Here is a 15,382-nt window from a genome sequence, read left to right as displayed (position 1 = left end):
GCTGCATCGCGGGGCTTTTTATTGACGCGTGAACGGCTTCCGCGTGGCGTCAGGCCGCCGTGCGGTTGCGGGCCTCACGCTTGGTGTCGACGCCCGAAGCTTTGATCTCGGACAGCTTCTGCGCCACGTTGCGCGAGAACACGAACTCGGCCGGGCGCTGGTTCTCGAGGCTGACCTCGGGAGCCATCTCGCCCTCGGTCTTGATCCCACGGATGGCGTGGATCAGTGGCTTCCAGGGCTTCTTCACGGAATCGACCACCGAGGAGGCCTCATATCCGGAATGGACCATGCAATCGGCGCACTTCTCGTAATTGCCGGTGCCGTAGGAATCCCAGTCCGTCTCCTCCATCAGCTCCTTGAAGGTGGCGGCGTAGCCCTCGCCGAGCAGGTAGCAGGGCTTCTGCCAGCCGAACACGGTGCGGGTCGGGTTGCCCCACGGGGTGCAATGGTAGGTCTGGTTACCGGCCAGGAAGTCGAGGAACAGGCCCGACTGCTGGAAGGTCCAGTTCTGGCGGCCCTTCTCCTTGCCGTGCCGGAACACGCCGCGGAACAGGTCCTTCGTGGCCTTGCGGTTCAGGAAGTGCTGCTGGTCGGGCGCACGCTCGTAGGCATAGCCGGGCGAGACGGTGATGCCGTCGATGCCGAGCTTCGTCACGGTGTCGAAGAAGTCGGCGATCTTGTCGGCCGAGGAATTGTTGAAGAAGGTGCAGTTGATGGTGACGCGGAAGCCCATCTCCTTCGCCTTGGCGATGGCGGAGACAGCCTTGTCGTAGACGCCACGCTGGCACACCGACTGGTCGTGCATCTCCTTGTCGCCATCGAGATGGATCGACCAGGTGAAGTACGGGCTGGGCTTGTAGTCCTTGATCTTCTTCTCGAGCAGCAGCGCGTTCGTGCAGACGATCGCGAATTTCTTCTGCGCGATGATGCCCTCGACGATCTGCGGCAGGTCCTTGTGGAGCAGCGGCTCGCCACCGGCGATCACGACCATGGGTGCGCCGCACTCGCGCACGGATTCCAGGGCGTCGGCCACGGGCAGGCGCTTGTTCAGGATCTCGTCCGGGTAATCGATTTTTCCACAGCCGGCGCAGGCGAGATTGCAGCGGAACAGCGGCTCCATCATCATCACGAGCGGGTAGCGCTTGCGACCGGTGAGGTGCTGCTTAAGAATGTAGCCGCCAATCTTCGCGACGTAACGGAGGGGAATACCCAAGACGCGGCTCCTTATTTTTGGCCCCGATATGATCGGGTGCATTACCGTGAAAAGCGGCGGAATTCCAGCGAACTAGGTTAGAACCACGGTCGATGGGGACGCCTTGGTGGGCGGACGGGACGTGTTTGAGCGATCCTGGGACAATCCAGCCACAGGTAGAGCGTGCCAGCCACAGGTAGAGCGTGGCACATTGGTCCAAGATGACGTCCGCCGCGCCATGATGACGGACCTTATCCCAAAGCACGGTGCTTTTTCCTAGTCGGTCAGGGTATGCCTGAACTGCGCCGGGCCGTGATCACGTCATCGGCATCACTCTGCCATGCGGCGCCCCGGGCATGTCCGAGCTGGGGTTTCGCCTTGCGCCGCAGCGAAGCTCATCCGCAGTGCGCGGACGCACCTCATCCCTTGAACCGCGCCCGATAACCCTGTCTCGTTGCATTTCTACCTGCGGATGACTACGGAAACGGTCGACCGCGAGGTGCTCCCACTGGTATGAGCGCGGTCGAGATTGGATATCTCGTCGGCACGACCCATCTGCGAGAAGCGGCGCGTCGCGGCGGTTCTCAAAGGAATTTCTGTCACGATCCTTGTCAGGAGCCTTTGGCAGGGACTCGTGGCCAGGGACTCGTGGATCGCGCCGACAGATGGTAACCGACATCCGGACCAAGACCGGTTCCACGTCGAACGTACCGGCCGTCCCACGCATCCGCGGGGACCGGCGGACTCATTCGGGCGACCGCGTCGCTAGGCAGGCAGGATACTTGTGATCGAACGTCTCGTCGCGTTTTCCGTCCACAGGCGTTGGCTCGTCATCACTCTCGTGGCGATTCTCACCATCGGAAGCGCAGCGCTCGGCGCGCATCTGTTCCGGATCAACACCGATGTCGAGCGTCTGATCGATAAGGACGTGCCCTGGCGGCAGGACGAGATCAATTACGAGAAGGCGTTCCCCCAACGGACCGGAACGCTCGTGGCGGTGATCGACGGCAAGACGCCCGAGGTTGCCGAGGAGGCGGCCGCCTCCCTCGCCAAGGCGCTGCTCGACCATCCCGAACAGATCGAGACGGTGTACCGCCCGGATGGCGGGCCCTTCTACGACAAGAACGGCTTCCTGCTGATGCCGCAGGAGGAGCTGACCAAGACCATGGAGCAACTCGTCCAGCAGCAGGGGCTCCTCGGTCCGCTCGCGGCCGACCCGACCCTGCGCGGCGTCATGCGGGTGCTCGGCCTCGGGGCCAAGGGCATCAAGAGCGGCGATGCCAAGCTCGAAGACCTGGACGGTCCGATGACGCGGATCGACGAGGTCCTGCGTAAGGTGCTGGCCGGCGAGCCCGCACGTCTGTCCTGGCAATTGCTCCTCTCCGGCGGCAAGGCCCAGAGTACCGAGCTGCGCAAGTTCATCATGATCCAGCCGAAGCTGGATTATGCCGCGCTCCAGCCCGGCGCGGATGCGACGAAGCTCATCCGTGGCCTTGCCACCGACCTGAAGATCAACACCCTCGGCGGCCTCGATGCGGCCGACAATCCGCGCATGCGCCTCACCGGCCCGGTGGCCGTGGCGGATGACGAGTTCGCCACGCTCTCGGACGACGCGCTCCTCAATAACGGCGTCACCGTCGCGGCGATCGTGCTGTTCCTGTGGCTGGCCCTGCGCTCGCCGTCCCTGGTCACGGCGGTGATCATCACCACCTTCGCGGGTCTCATCGTCACCACCGCCCTCGGCCTCCTCATGGTGGGCGAGCTGAACCCAATCTCGGTGGCGTTCACGGCCCTGTTCGTGGGGTTGGGGATCGATTTCGGCATCCAGTTCGCCGTACGCTACAGGGCCGACCGGTTCGAGCAGCCCGACCTGTCGAGCGCGATCCGCGCCGCAGCGCGCGGGGTCGGCTGGTCTCTGAGCCTCGCTGCCATCTCGCTCCTGGCGGGCTTCTTCGCCTTCCTGCCAACCGCCTTCCGTGGCGTGTCCGAGCTCGGTCTCATCGCCGGCGTCGGCATGATCGTGGCGTATCTGTTCTCGCTGACCCTGCTCCCCGCCCTCATCGCCGTCTTCAAGCCCAAGGGTGAAGCGCGGGCGGTGGAGACGACCTGGCTGTCGGGCGTCGATCCCTGGATCATCCGGAACCGCAAGCTGGTGCTCATCATCGTCGGCGTGATCACGGTGGCGGGCATCCCGCTCCTGTTCAAGCTGCCGTTCGACTCGAACCCGATGCACCTGCGCAGCACCAAGGTCGAATCGATCTCGACCTATCTCGACCTGATCAAGGATCCCGAGACGAGCCCGAACCTCATCGACGTGATCGCGCCTTCGGTCGCGGCAGTGCCCGAACTCGCCGCCAAGCTGAAGGCCCTCCCCTCCGTCGCGAAGGTCATCGATATCGATACCTTCGTGCCGCCGGACCAGGACCAGAAGCTCGCGACCATCGCGGAGACGGCCGAGCTCCTCGGACCGATCCTCAATCCCGTCCGCAAGCCGCCGCCGCCGACTGATGCAGATACGGTCAAGGCGTTGAAGGAGGCTGCCGCTGCCCTGAAGGGGATCGCGACGGGCAATGCCGGTGGCGCGAAGGCCGCGGGCTCCCTGTCCGGCACTCTCGACGCACTCTCGACCGCGACCCCGCAGATTCGGGAGGCGGCGAACGTCGCCGTCACCACCGACCTGAAGACCCTGCTGGTCCGCCTTCGGAGCCTGCTGGCTCCAGAGAAGGTCACCCTCGACAACATCCCGCCGAAGCTGAAGGCCGAGTGGATCGCCTCGGACGGTCGGGCGCGGATCGAGGTGCATCCGAGCGGGGATGCCAACGACAACGTGGTTCTGCGCCGCTTCGCCAAGGAGGTGCAGTCGGTCGCACCCCACGCCACCGGTGCTCCCGTCGCCACGACCTCGTCGAGCTACACCATCCTCGGCGCCTTCGTTCAGGCGGCGCTGACGGCCCTGGTGGCCATCTTCATCATTCTGTCGGTGGCGCTGCGTAAGCCCTGGGACGTGGCGATGACGCTCGGTCCGCTGGTGCTGGCGACCTTGTGGACGCTGATGGCGCTGCACGTGGTCGGCATGCCGCTGAACTTCGCCAACATCATCGCCCTGCCGCTTATGTTGGCGGTGGGTGTCGCCTTCCACATCTACTACGTCATCGCCTGGAGGGCGGGCGTCACCGACATGCTGGCCTCCAGCCTGACGCGTGCGATCTTCTTCTCGGCGCTCACCACCGGCACGGCCTTCGGTTCGCTCGTCCTGTCGAGCCATCCCGGCACGGCCAGCATGGGCAAGCTCCTGGCCCTGTCGCTGTTCTTCACCCTTGTCGCCGCCTTCTTCGTGGTTCCCGCCTTCCTCGGTCCCCCGCCGGAGCAGCCTGACCCGAACCGTCCCGAAGGCGACGAGGTCATGGCCGGCGTGAAAGCCCCGAGGCCGGAGCCGGTCTCGGCCAAATAGGCCGGGACTGCCGATCCTCGGATTTCTCCAGTTCGCCAATGAAAAGGCCGCCGTCGCGTCAAGCGACGGCGGCCTTTTTCGTGTCCGTTCCTGCGATCGGACGGCTACAGGAAATCCGAGAAGCCGCCTCTGTCCGCGCCGACCTGCCTGATCGCGTCGATTGCCTCCGGCGAGATCAGGGCGTCGCGCTCTGCCGCATAGGCGTAGCCCGGCGCCTCGCCGGGGAAGCCGCCGCGCGTGGCGGGATGGGTATAGAGCTCGGTCAACCCATCCGGCAGGTGCCCCAGGAGCCCCGCCACACGCTGCGGAGTCATCGCGCCGGACCATGCCAAGCCCAGGGTACGGTCGGGGATCAGCAGGCCGGCCTGGCGGGCGCGAACCGCGAGGAGCCCGGCCCAGGGGGCGATATCGAGGGCGGGCTTCGGGGTCGCGCTGGGCTCGGCGGCGCGTAGCACGGCGCGGGGCTCGCGCGGCACCCGGATCGCCCGCAAGCCGTATCCCCGGCCGATGGCCAGGACGCGCCCGGCGATGAGCGGATGCACATGGAAATGCTTGTGGGCGTTGACGTGGTCGAGGGGTAGGCCAGTGGCTCTGTAAGCTTCGAACTGCGCTGTGATTTCCGCTGAAAGCTGCCGCCGTGCCGAAGGTTTCACCGCGAGGTCGAGGCCGAGGCGACCCATGTCGCGTCGGATCAGCCCGTCCGCATCCACGAGGTCGGGCAGTTCGGCCGGGGGAAGCGTCGGCCAGGCCTCGACCATGACGAGGTGCAGTCCGACGCGAAGGGAGGGAAGGCGCCGGGCGCGGGCCACCGCGTCGGCCGCCGCCGGTGCCGAGACCATCAGGCTGGCAGCGGTGAGGATGCCCTCGCGATGGGCCTGCTCGACAGCCTCGTTCACTTCCCGGCTCAGGCCGAAATCGTCGGCGGTCACGATCAGGCGTTTCCTGGCGGCCTTGGTCATGCTCGATGGTCCTCGTCGTTCGGGTGGTCGGGCGATACGCCGGCGAAAGCATCGCGGCCGTGGTCCAGAGTCGCGCCGCCTTTCCCGCCCGAGAGGGCTTGAAGGAGGCGCAGGTTCACGAGCTCAGGGGTGCTCTTCGGCATCCGGTCGGAACAACGTATCCCTCCCGCCGCCGGCCAGCCTCCGTCGCAGTGGGAACGGGCGAACGCCTGTGGCCTGCAGAGCCCGATCCAGACTGCCCGAAGGTCGGAACCGGAGAACGTTCGAGGCTGCCCAAACAGCAGAAAGGCGAACCCTTTCGTCGTTGACCGCGCCCGTACGAGCGCCGCGCCAAGGATCTAGAGCAGGCGGAGTGGGGTCGGAACCGGCTTTCCGAGCCCTGACCACCACCCGGCGGGCGCCCGAACAAGAACGGCCGGGCGATGAGCCCGGCCGCTGGTAGTGACGTGCGATGAAGGTTGGGCGACCTGAGGATCAGGCGGCTTTTGACGTGCCGGTCTGACGCTCCTTGAGGAAGCGGTAGAATTCCACACCCTCGCGCAGGCGGCGCTTCATCATGTCGGGCGAGCGCACCATCTCGGAGACGATGGAGGCGATCTTCGGGGCGCGGAAGTAGAACTTCCGGTAGAATTCCTCGACCGCCGCGAAGATCTCGGAATGCGACAGGTGCGGGTAGTGCAGCGGGGCGATCTGCACGCCGTTCTCGTCGACGAGCTCGGCATTCTCCACGTCGAGCCAGCCGTTCTCTACGGCCTGCTTGTAGAGGAAGGTGCCCGGGTAAGGGGCGGCCAGCGACGCCTGGATCGTGTGCGGGTTGATGCGCTTGGCGAAGGCGATCGTCTCCTGGATCGTCTCGCGGGTTTCGCCCGGCAGGCCGACGATGAAGGTGCCGTGGATGGCGATGCCGAGGTCGTGGCAATCCTTGGTGAACTTCTCGGCCACCTCGACGCGCATGCCCTTCTTGATGTTGTTCAAGATCTTCTGGTTGCCGGACTCGTAGCCGACGAGGAGCAGGCGAAGGCCGTTCTCCTTGAGCACCTTCAGGGTCTCGCGCGGCACGTTCGCCTTGGCATTGCACGACCAGGTCACGCCGAGCTTGCCGAGTTCGCGGGCGATCTCCTCGGCGCGCGGGAGATTGTCGGTGAAGGTGTCGTCGTCGAAGAAGAACTCCTTCGTCTGCGGAAACTCCTTCAGGCAGTACTTGATCTCTTCGATCACATGCGCGACCGAACGGGTGCGGTAGGTGTGGCCACCCACGGTCTGCGGCCAGAGGCAGAAGGTGCAGCGGCTCTTGCAGCCACGGCCCGAATAGAACGAGATGTAGGGGTGCTTGAGGTACCCGATGAAGTACTTCTCCATCTGGAGGTCGCGCTTGTAGACCGAGGTGACGAAGGGCAGCTGGTCCATGTCCGTCATGATTTCGCGGTCCTCGTTATGGACCACGACTCCATTGGCGTCCCGGTAGGACAGGCCCTTGATCTCGGACATCGGCGTGCCGTCGGCGACTTCCTTGACGGTGAAGTCGAACTCGTTGCGGGCACAGAAATCGATACACGGGGCCTGGGCCATGGCGCCGGCCGCGTCGACCGCGACCTTGGCGCCGATGAGCCCGGCGATGAGCTTGGGGTTAGCGGCCTTGAGCGCCTCGACGGTCTTTACGTCGGACTTGAAGGACGGCACCGAGGTATGCAGCACCACGAGGTCGAAATCGTTGGCCTGGGCCACGATCTCGGCGAGCTTGATGTTGTGCGGGGGGGCGTCGATCAGCTTCGAGTTCGGCACGAGGGCGGCCGGCTGGGCGAGCCAGGTCGGGTACCAGAACGACTTGATCTCGCGCTTGGCTTGGTAGCGAGAGCCCGCTCCGCCATCGAAACCGTCGAAGGTGGGGGCCTGGAGGAAGAGCGTGCGCATGGGGTTCAAGGCCTCAGCGAGGGACGGGAATGGGGCGGGTTCAGAGCGAAGCGAGAGTCAGAGCGGGGACGCGCCGGCATCGTGGCCGAGGCTGCGCTCCGGGATCAGCGTACCGTCCGCAACCACCCGATAATCGTGACCTTTCCATGTCACCGCCCCCGACACGAAGCTCCAGGAGAAGTTCATGAAGGAGAGGATGTCGCGAATCGGCAACAGCCAGTAGGGGTGCGGAGCGAGACCGAAGGCGCGCTCCAGGCGGACGCAGAGGATGATGCGGCAGGCGAGCGCCAGGGCCGCCACCACGAGTCCGCTCGTGTCGGCTCCCGGAATCAGGGCGCCGATGAGCGCCAGCGGGAAGGCATGGGTGACGATGGAGCCGGCATACCCGGCCGGATCGACGTTGCGGATGGTCCGGTTCCAGCGCAACTCGTGCTTCCACAGGCCGGCGAGATCGGTGTCGACGCAGGTATGCCCGATCGTGAAGGTCGGGATCGCCACGAGACCGCCCTTGGCGCGCAGGGCTTCGCCCACCGCGTAATCGTCGGCGAGATCGTCGCGGAAGGCCTCGAAGCCCCCCATCTCGGCGAGCGCCTTGGTGGTGAAGGCGATGGTGGAGCCGAAGCAGGGCTTGGCCAGGCCGAGCGAGGTGCCCATCACGACATTGGGCAGGAACTGGACGTCGATGGCGAGCGCCGAGAGATGAGCCCAGACGCCGCGATTCGCCGGTACGCCATGGTAGAGGCAGGTGACGCCGTTGACGCCCGGTTGTCCGAGCTCGGCAACGATCCGCTGCAGATAATCGGGCTTGGCCACCATGTCGCTGTCGGCGAGCACGATCACCTCGTGGGCGATCAGCGCCGACATGTTGATGAGGTTGGAGACCTTGCGATTCGAGCCGTGCTGGCGCGCATCGATGACGAGGTCGAGCTTGAGGTCGGGATAGGTTTCGGCGAGGCGGCGCACGACAGCGATCGCCGGATCGGTGGCGTTCTGCACGCCGAAGACGACCTGCATCGGGCCGGCGTAGTCCTGGCGGCAGAAGGTCTCGAGGTTCTCGTAGAGATTGGGCTCCATGCCGCAGAGCGGCTTCAGGATGGTCACCGATGGGCGTGCGGCGTTCGCCGCCAGGACGGGAACGGGGCGGCGTGCGTAGCGGCTCGCCAGGAAGGCAGCCGTCAGCCCGTAGACACAGCCGGCCAGGGCCATGAACTGGAACAGGAGCGAGAGCCAGCTCAGGTTCGCCGAAGGCAGATCCGTCAAGGTGAGGTCCATGATGGGCGAAGCTCGGTCACGGTTTGGTTGAAGGTGCCGCAAGGTCTGGAAGGCGACACGGGCGGGTTCGTCCGGCCAGGCCCGACGAGGGGCGTCTGGCCTGCGTCTAAGGCTTTGGTTTGGCGGCGAGCATCGCCGTGGTCCGATCACGAAGGAATTTCAGCAGGCTTTCCGCCCCGCCCGCCTTCAGCGGATCGGCGAAGCTGCCGCGCATGGCGGCGATCTCGCTGACATTGCCGTTGAGATAGACGTCCTGGATGCGGTTGCTCGAACCCACGAGGTAGTCGACCTGCGAGGCGTCGCCCTCCGAATTGGCGACCTCGGTCTGGACCACGCGGTTCTGGCCGCGCGCTTCACTCTCGGGCTTGATGTCGAACTTGCCGCCGGCGGCCTGCGACAGGCGGGTGGCATAGGTCGCGGTGAAATACTGTTTGAAGGCTTCCGTCAGCGCGCCCTGCTGCTCGGGGGTGAAGCCTTTCCATTTCGCGCCCACGGCGACCCGCGCCATGGTGGCGAAATCCATGCTCTGGTCGAGCACCGGGCCGATGACCAGGGCCCTGCTCTTCACGTCGGCTTCGGGCGCCTTGAGGGCGCCCTCGAAGCTGGAATAGAGGCCGCGTACGGTCTGCACCGCCGCATCCTCCGCCGCACGGGAGGGCCCGACCGACAGGAGGGGCGCTGCGAGAAGGGTCGAGGCCACCAGCCCCGATGCGAATCTGCTCACGCGCATTTCCGCAGCGTCTCCATCTCGCTCTCCATCGAGCGCGACACGATGTGGTTTCCCGCGGAATTGGCGGGTACCCGCGACATGGGCATGGAATCCAGGCTCACCGCCCGGGCAATGTCGCCTCCGACTTTCGGCGCGTTCTGCTCCACCGACCTCTGGTCCCGAAACGTCCGGTCTTCCACGTCCGGTGCGACCGTCTTGCCTTCCATGATGTGCCACGCGACGAGGCCGGGCACACCGACCATGAGATCGGCCAGACGCTTCACCAGGGAGAGCGCGAGGGCGGCCTCGGCGGGGATGTCGAAGATCGCGCAGAGGGCGATGAGGCCGCCTTCCTGGGCACCGAGCGCCCCCGGCACGGCGAAGGCGGCACCGCGAACCGCCTGGGCCAGACTTTCGATGACGATGGCCTCGGCGACCGTCACCGGATAACCCATGAAATGCAGCGCCACATAAACTTCGGCGGCGCCGATGATCCAGCCGATCATGTGCACGCCCATGGCGCCCACGACCCGCTTGGGCGAGGAATAAAGTCGGCGCAGGCTATCGAACAGAACATCGACCGCGCCGAGCGCGCGCCATTCACGGGCGGCGGCAAAGCGGCTCAGCAGGGCCTGGATGATGCGGTGCCCGCTGCGGCGCTGGATCAGGAAGAAGGCGCCGAGAGCCGGGGCCGCGATGGCGAGGCCGCCGGCGACGGTGCGCACCACGGGGCCATCGCCATGCAGCCAGGCGAGCAGGGCGACGCCGCCGACCGTGAAGAGGAACTGGGTGACCGCCTGGGTCATCAGGTCCACGAACATGCTGGCGCCGGCGAGCCCTCCGGAGAGGCCGCGCTGCGTCAACAGCCGCGCTCCGACGAAGTCGCCGCCGACGGTGGCCACGGGGAGGAGCGTGTTGATGCCCTCCCGCACGAAACGCAGCGAAATGCAGTTCCACAGGCTCGGACGGTCGTCCCGCGGGAAAACCGTGAACCAGCCGAGACCGGCCCAGCCGACGGCGACGGCGCGGGCCAGCACGACGATGGCAGCGCCCCAACCGGCGCTCACCACTGCCGCGGCGACGTCATCGAGACCCGATGACAAGAACAGTCCTGCAACTGTGCAGAGGCCGACGATGAGGGCCAATGTCGTCAGACGCTTCATGATCCCCCTTCGACCGTCGGCGCGGACGATTTTTTAGAGAATTTCACCGACGACCCGGACGAAAAGCCTTCCGGAAAACGTTGGCCTCATCGGAAGTTGCAGCTTTGGATTTCGTTGTCTATCACCCGATAGACACAGTGCGAGCCAAAGCGGCGCTGAGGCTTCTGCCTCGAAGAAACAGCCGCGCAAAGGCACGACCAAGGGACGAATGATGGACCGCGAAGCTTTCACCACGGCTCAGGATGCCGTGCTCGCCGACGCGCAGATCGATACCTACGACGCCAATTCGGCAGCCTATCGCGGGACGCCAGCCCCGAAATCGCCGGTCATGGCATGGAACGAGTGGGACCCTCTGGAAGAGGTGATCGTCGGCAGCCTCGACGGTGCGACTATTCCGTCCCACCACCTCACGGTGATCTTCAACCTGCCGCGCGCAGCGCAGCCGTTCTACCGGTTCGCCGCTGGCTTCCGGTATCCGAAGTTCATGAAGAAGCTCGCCCAGGCCGAGCTCGATAACTTCATCTCGATTCTCGCCGGCGAGGGCGTGAAGGTGCGTCGGCCCGACACGGTGGATTTCTCGCGCAAGTACAACGCCCCGCGCTGGTCCTCCCGTGGCTTCTGCGTCGCCTGCCCGCGCGACCCCTACCTGGTCATCGGCGACGAGATCATCGAGAGCCCGATGTGCTGGCGGTCGCGCTATTTCGAGGGCGACGCTTACCGTTCGCTGTTCAAGGAATATTTTCGTAACGGTGCGCGCTGGACCTCGGCGCCTCGGCCGCAGCTGACGGACGAACTCTACAATTACGATTACCGCGTGCCGAACCTGAAGGCCGGCGAGCCGATGCAGTTCACCGTGAACGAGTTCGAGCCGGTCTTCGACGCGGCCGATTTCGTCCGCTGCGGCCGCGACCTCTTCGTCACCCGCTCCAACGTGACGAACCTGATGGGGATCGAGTGGCTGCGCCGCCACCTCGGCTCGGGCTTCCGCGTCCATGAGATCGAGAGCCGTTGCCCGCAGCCGATGCATATCGACTCGTCCTTCATGCCCCTGGCCCCGGGCAAGGTGCTGGTGAACCCGGACTATATCGACGTCGAGAAGCTGCCCGCCGTGCTCAAGAAGTGGGACGTGCTCATCGCGCCCCGCCCCGACCCGGTCGAGGGCTTCATGAGCAAGATTTCGATGTGCTCGCCCTGGACGTCGATCAATGTGCTGGCCATCGACGAAAAGAAGATCGTCGTCGATGCAAGCCAGCCGACCTTGATCAAGGCACTGAAGGATTGGGGCTTCGATCCGATCCCGGCGCCGTTCCTGTCCTATGGGCCCTTCGGTGGCTCGTTCCACTGCGCTACCCTCGACGTGCGTCGCCGCGGTGCGTTGAAGTCCTACTTCTAATCTGAGAATCGCTTCGGCGCGCTTGTCGCGCCGAAGCGATTTTTTGTCGGTGCCAACATAGGTCTATCGTCGCGTCGGCTTTGTCGTGATGCGTTAGGGAATTGTGTCTATGACCTCCGTCATGGACACGATGCTTCTCAACCCATCCTCGCGCCCTGCCCAAAGGACGAGCCTTGCCGCCATGCCGGCGCTGGCCCTCGCGGGCTCGCTCATCGCGGCGAGCGGCGCCGGAGCCGCGGACCTCATGGAGTTGCAGAGGCCGCCGACGTTCCTCGCCTTGGACCAGAATCTCTGGGTCGTGACAGTGACGGCGACGGTGCAGGCGACGCCGAGTTTTCCGGGGTCTAACGAGTATACCGCCATCGGCTACCCATCGATCAGCATCGCCAAGGCCGGTACGCCACGCCGGTTCTCGTCGCCGGATGACGGGATCAGCTTCTCGCTCTACGATTCGCCGCTCTTCAATGCCGGGCTGACGGCGGAGTACGTGCCCGGCCGCTATTACGGCGACAACCGACGGGACCTGTTCGGTCTTCGCGATGCCCAGTTCGCCATCGAGCCGGGTGTCTTCGTCGAGTATTACCCCACGCAATGGCTGCGCGCCCGGGCCGAACTGCGCCATGGGATCTTCGGGCATCACGGCTTCGTCGGCTCGCTCGGCGCCGACGTGATCCAGCCCTTCGACCGCTGGCAGGTCTCGGTGGGCCCGCGCTTCAACTTTGGCGATGCCAGCTTCGCCAGGCGCTATTTCGGCGTCAAACCGTTCGAGGCAGCGCTCAACGGGACGCTGACGCCGTTCCAGCCCGACAGCTACGTCACCGTTGGCGGATTGGGAGCTGTGACCTATACGTTCGACGAGCGGTGGGCCGCCACTGGGTACGTTGGCTATAACCGGATCGTCGGCTCATCCGCCGAGAGCCCGTTGGTGCGCCGCCAGTTCGGATCGCAGAACCAATACACCTTTGGCATGAAGGTGAATTACAGTTTCACCACGCAGCCCTGGTTCTAGAGACCAAGGCCTGAGGTAGCGGGCGCCTGTCCGAGCCGCCGTTTCACCCGACGATATGGGCTTGGCCACCCCCGTTCGGGACGGCCTGCGCGACGAGCGCCCGCCGCCACGTGAATCCGGCGAGGGCGAGAGCGAGCCCGTATTGCAGCATTCCGTTCTCGGCGAGATCCGCCGGCGCGATTTGTGTCTGGATCGCCCAGCGCGTCAGGGCATTGAGCAGGATCAGCCCCGCGCAGAAAACCGCGGCGGTGATCAAGGCAGCAACGAAATCGGGCATGGCGCGACCTCCGGAGAACCGGAGGCGAACTTTGCAAGGCGCGCGCCAGTCTGGCGGCTGAAGCGGTGCCGGTTCAGGCCGCCGGTGGTTTCGTCACCACCATCGCGGGATGTTCGGCAAAGCCCGCGAACCACGCCGCCAAATCCCTATGGTCCCGCGTCCAGCCGAGTTCGGCAAAGCGCAGGTCGAGATATCCGAGGGCGCAGCCCAGGCTGATCGTTCCGATATCGACCCGGCCGAGGAGGCGTTCCGCCCCTGCGTCGAGGGACGCGAGCGAGCTCCGGATCTTGGCCTCCTGACCGTCCACCCAGGTGCTGGAGCGTTCGGAGGCGTCGCGTGCCGTGAGTTCGTAGCGGATCAGCAGGGCCGCATCGAGAATGCCGTCGGCGATGGATTGGTCGTTGAGCGCCGTCCATCTTGCGGGACCGGCCGAGGGGAACAGTCCTCCCCCGGCTTGGGAGTCGAGATACTCGCAGATGACCCTGCTGTCGGCCAATGCGTGGCCCTCGTCGTCTAGCAGGGTCGGAACCTGTGCCAGCGGATGATGGGTCAGGATGGTGCCGTCGCGCTTCACCGGATGGGCCGCGCTCGGTAGCAGCTCGATACGGTCGACGATGCCCAGCACGTGGGCACAGGCCATGACCTTCCGCGCGAAGGGAGAGAAGTGCGAGTGGAACAGCTTCATCGTGACCTGTAGAGCTCGTTGCGCAAGCACAAGACCGTGCCGGCCTGCTGTTTGCGAAAAGCTACCGGGATGACAAGCCCCGGTGCCCCGCGCCTGAACCCTGACTCATCTCGGGTGTGATGGATCAGGGACGTCGCACCGGCTTGGGCTTGGGTTGCGTGGCCGCCGCAGGCGTCGGAGCCGGCGCATGCGCGGCCGCCGGAGCAGCACGGGGCGTCTCCACGACCAGACGCTTCACCGGCCAGCCGTCGCTCCAGCGTTCCATGTCGCTGAGCCGCGGATTGGCCTTGAGGGTGGTGGCGTCGCCGCCGAACGCCGCTGCGGCGGCCAGATCGAACGTCTTCCAATAGGCGAGGTAATCGAGGCTATCTGCCCGGGAATTATTCAGTTGCGCGAGCAGTGTCGTCTGTTCGCCGGTCAGCGACATGTCGGCCGACCATTTGAACGGTGTCGGCGGCTGCTTCGGATCCTTCGGCGGCTCCGGTGGAAGCTTGATGGCTCCGCCGTCATAGGCCGTGTCCACGGCACCCGGCGAGGTCAAGGTCGCCGTCAGCGAGGGAAAGCCGTGGTCGTCGGAGAGCGCGCGGATGAAGAGTTTGCGCTCGGGCGCGACACCGCTCGCCTCACGCAGGAGCCGCTTGGCGGCGAGATCCGCCGCGCGGGCATCGCGGTCGCCGATGACGGTGATGACGAGTGTCTCGGATGGGATCTTCGACAGGTCGCGCAGCACGACGCCCCTGGATTTGGCGTCGCTGGCGATCCCCCCCGGCATAATGGCGAAGACGAGGCGCGGTACGGGCAAGCCGGTGCTGTCGGCATCGGCGGCGAGGTTGGCGGCGATCGGAGCCCCCGCGAGGTGGCCGATCAGGGCGACTCGCTTCGGATCCGGTTTGGCGTCGGGATCGGATTCGAGTTCCGCGAGGGCGGCCTTCACGAGTTTCTCGGCATTGCCCGTGGCGTCAGCCGGCCGCGTCCGGTTGACCTCCTGGAAGCGCGGAAACAGCACGAGATATCCGGCGCGGGCGAGGTGATCGATCCAGGCCCCGTAGGGCTGCGGGTTCGGGGCCCCCCAGGCGTGGAGGAACACCACGACGGGCCGTCCCTCCGTAGGCGCGGCACCAGCTGAGTAGAAGACGAAGGTCGCGGCACTCGGCCGTCCCAGCGCCCGCTTCACGATCGAGAGGGAGCGGTTTCCCACACCGCCGGGGCCGTCGGCAGGCTGGTTGGGGGGCGTCGCGGCGAAGGCCGGTTCGCATAACGGCGCAGCGACCAGCAAAGCGCCGAGAACGAGGCAGGCTTTCAAACGCATGACGGGCTCGTCAGATCGATCCGGAAGGGTCCGTTCGACATATCAGGTTTTA

General features: G+C 65.6%; 12 protein-coding genes. 3 read left to right on the top strand and 9 right to left on the bottom strand.

Annotation, left to right across the window (positions count from 1 at the left end; genetic code table 11):
• Positions 1 to 49 precede the first annotated feature (49 nt).
• On the bottom strand, positions 50 to 1,213 hold the full coding sequence (gene hpnH / locus ASF32_RS03940) for an adenosyl-hopene transferase HpnH (protein ID WP_018044393.1): 1,164 nt from the start codon (positions 1,211 to 1,213) through the stop codon (positions 50 to 52).
• A gap of 763 nt (positions 1,214 to 1,976) precedes the next feature.
• On the opposite strand from hpnH, the gene ASF32_RS03935 reads away from it, so the two are divergent.
• The gene (locus ASF32_RS03935) at positions 1,977 to 4,643 is read left to right on the top strand and encodes an MMPL family transporter (protein ID WP_056423876.1); all 2,667 of its coding nucleotides are present in this window, start codon (positions 1,977 to 1,979) and stop codon (positions 4,641 to 4,643) included.
• A gap of 104 nt (positions 4,644 to 4,747) precedes the next feature.
• Here the strand turns inward: ASF32_RS03935 and hpnK are convergent, their stop codons facing one another.
• The 5 genes from hpnK to ASF32_RS03910 all read right to left on the bottom strand — a co-directional run bounded on the left by hpnK (position 4,748) and on the right by ASF32_RS03910 (position 10,657).
• Complete coding sequence (hpnK, locus tag ASF32_RS03930) at positions 4,748 to 5,602, bottom strand: hopanoid biosynthesis-associated protein HpnK (protein WP_056423874.1); 855 nt, start codon at positions 5,600 to 5,602, stop codon at positions 4,748 to 4,750.
• Between the two features lie 474 nt (positions 5,603 to 6,076).
• Positions 6,077 to 7,513: a hopanoid biosynthesis associated radical SAM protein HpnJ gene (gene hpnJ / locus ASF32_RS03925; protein ID WP_056423872.1), complete on the bottom strand. Its 1,437-nt coding sequence runs from the start codon at positions 7,511 to 7,513 to the stop codon at positions 6,077 to 6,079.
• A 57-nt stretch (positions 7,514 to 7,570) separates the two neighbouring features.
• A complete protein-coding gene (gene hpnI, locus ASF32_RS03920; RefSeq protein WP_056423871.1) occupies positions 7,571 to 8,785 on the bottom strand; it encodes a bacteriohopanetetrol glucosamine biosynthesis glycosyltransferase HpnI in 1,215 nt (404 codons plus the stop codon).
• Positions 8,786 to 8,891: 106 nt separating this feature from the next.
• Positions 8,892 to 9,515, bottom strand: a complete 624-nt coding sequence (locus ASF32_RS03915) for an ABC transporter substrate-binding protein (protein ID WP_056423869.1) — start codon at positions 9,513 to 9,515, stop codon at positions 8,892 to 8,894.
• Positions 9,506 to 10,657: a TIGR00374 family protein gene (locus tag ASF32_RS03910; RefSeq protein ID WP_056423867.1), complete on the bottom strand. Its 1,152-nt coding sequence runs from the start codon at positions 10,655 to 10,657 to the stop codon at positions 9,506 to 9,508. Before ASF32_RS03910 ends, ASF32_RS03915 begins: the two co-directional genes overlap by 10 nt.
• A gap of 211 nt (positions 10,658 to 10,868) precedes the next feature.
• On the opposite strand from ASF32_RS03910, the gene ASF32_RS03905 reads away from it, so the two are divergent.
• On the top strand, positions 10,869 to 12,050 hold the full coding sequence (locus tag ASF32_RS03905; RefSeq protein WP_056424469.1) for a hypothetical protein: 1,182 nt from the start codon (positions 10,869 to 10,871) through the stop codon (positions 12,048 to 12,050).
• Positions 12,051 to 12,159: 109 nt separating this feature from the next.
• On the top strand, positions 12,160 to 13,059 hold the full coding sequence (locus ASF32_RS03900) for a MipA/OmpV family protein (RefSeq protein ID WP_244478136.1): 900 nt from the start codon (positions 12,160 to 12,162) through the stop codon (positions 13,057 to 13,059).
• 43 nt (positions 13,060 to 13,102) lie between these two features.
• Here ASF32_RS03900 and ASF32_RS03895 read toward each other — a convergent pair whose 3' ends face one another.
• From ASF32_RS03895 to ASF32_RS03885, 3 genes are all read right to left on the bottom strand, one after another.
• Positions 13,103 to 13,336 (bottom strand): hypothetical protein, encoded by a 234-nt coding sequence (locus tag ASF32_RS03895; RefSeq protein ID WP_056423865.1) that lies wholly within the window; start codon positions 13,334 to 13,336, stop codon positions 13,103 to 13,105.
• A gap of 73 nt (positions 13,337 to 13,409) precedes the next feature.
• Positions 13,410 to 14,021 carry a glutathione S-transferase family protein gene (locus ASF32_RS03890; RefSeq protein ID WP_056423863.1) on the bottom strand — a complete coding sequence of 204 codons (612 nt, stop codon included), beginning with the start codon at positions 14,019 to 14,021 and terminating at the stop codon, positions 13,410 to 13,412.
• Positions 14,022 to 14,145: 124 nt separating this feature from the next.
• Positions 14,146 to 15,330, bottom strand: coding sequence for a hypothetical protein (locus tag ASF32_RS03885; protein ID WP_056423861.1), 1,185 nt, complete (start codon positions 15,328 to 15,330; stop codon positions 14,146 to 14,148).
• Between the last annotated feature and the right edge of the window lie 52 nt (positions 15,331 to 15,382).

This window comes from Methylobacterium sp. Leaf91, from assembly GCF_001422815.1.
Classification (GTDB): Bacteria; Pseudomonadota; Alphaproteobacteria; order Rhizobiales; family Beijerinckiaceae; genus Methylobacterium.
Note: the sequence above shows the minus strand (reverse complement) of the source record. Positions and strands in the feature narration are given on the sequence as shown.

What these genes read in the sequence shown, in the direction of transcription:
- ASF32_RS03905 (WP_056424469.1), top strand. Translation starts at nt 10,869, where the DNA reads ATGGACCGCGAAGCTTTCACCACGGCTCAGGATGCCGTGCTCGCCGAC.
- ASF32_RS03900 (WP_244478136.1), top strand. Translation starts at nt 12,160, where the DNA reads ATGACCTCCGTCATGGACACGATGCTTCTCAACCCATCCTCGCGCCCT.
- hpnJ (WP_056423872.1), bottom strand. Translation starts at nt 7,513, where the DNA reads ATGCGCACGCTCTTCCTCCAGGCCCCCACCTTCGACGGTTTCGATGGC.
- ASF32_RS03915 (WP_056423869.1), bottom strand. Translation starts at nt 9,515, where the DNA reads ATGCGCGTGAGCAGATTCGCATCGGGGCTGGTGGCCTCGACCCTTCTC.
- hpnK (WP_056423874.1), bottom strand. Translation starts at nt 5,602, where the DNA reads ATGACCAAGGCCGCCAGGAAACGCCTGATCGTGACCGCCGACGATTTC.
- ASF32_RS03890 (WP_056423863.1), bottom strand. Translation starts at nt 14,021, where the DNA reads ATGAAGCTGTTCCACTCGCACTTCTCTCCCTTCGCGCGGAAGGTCATG.
- ASF32_RS03885 (WP_056423861.1), bottom strand. Translation starts at nt 15,330, where the DNA reads ATGCGTTTGAAAGCCTGCCTCGTTCTCGGCGCTTTGCTGGTCGCTGCG.
- hpnI (WP_056423871.1), bottom strand. Translation starts at nt 8,785, where the DNA reads ATGGACCTCACCTTGACGGATCTGCCTTCGGCGAACCTGAGCTGGCTC.
- ASF32_RS03895 (WP_056423865.1), bottom strand. Translation starts at nt 13,336, where the DNA reads ATGCCCGATTTCGTTGCTGCCTTGATCACCGCCGCGGTTTTCTGCGCG.
- ASF32_RS03910 (WP_056423867.1), bottom strand. Translation starts at nt 10,657, where the DNA reads ATGAAGCGTCTGACGACATTGGCCCTCATCGTCGGCCTCTGCACAGTT.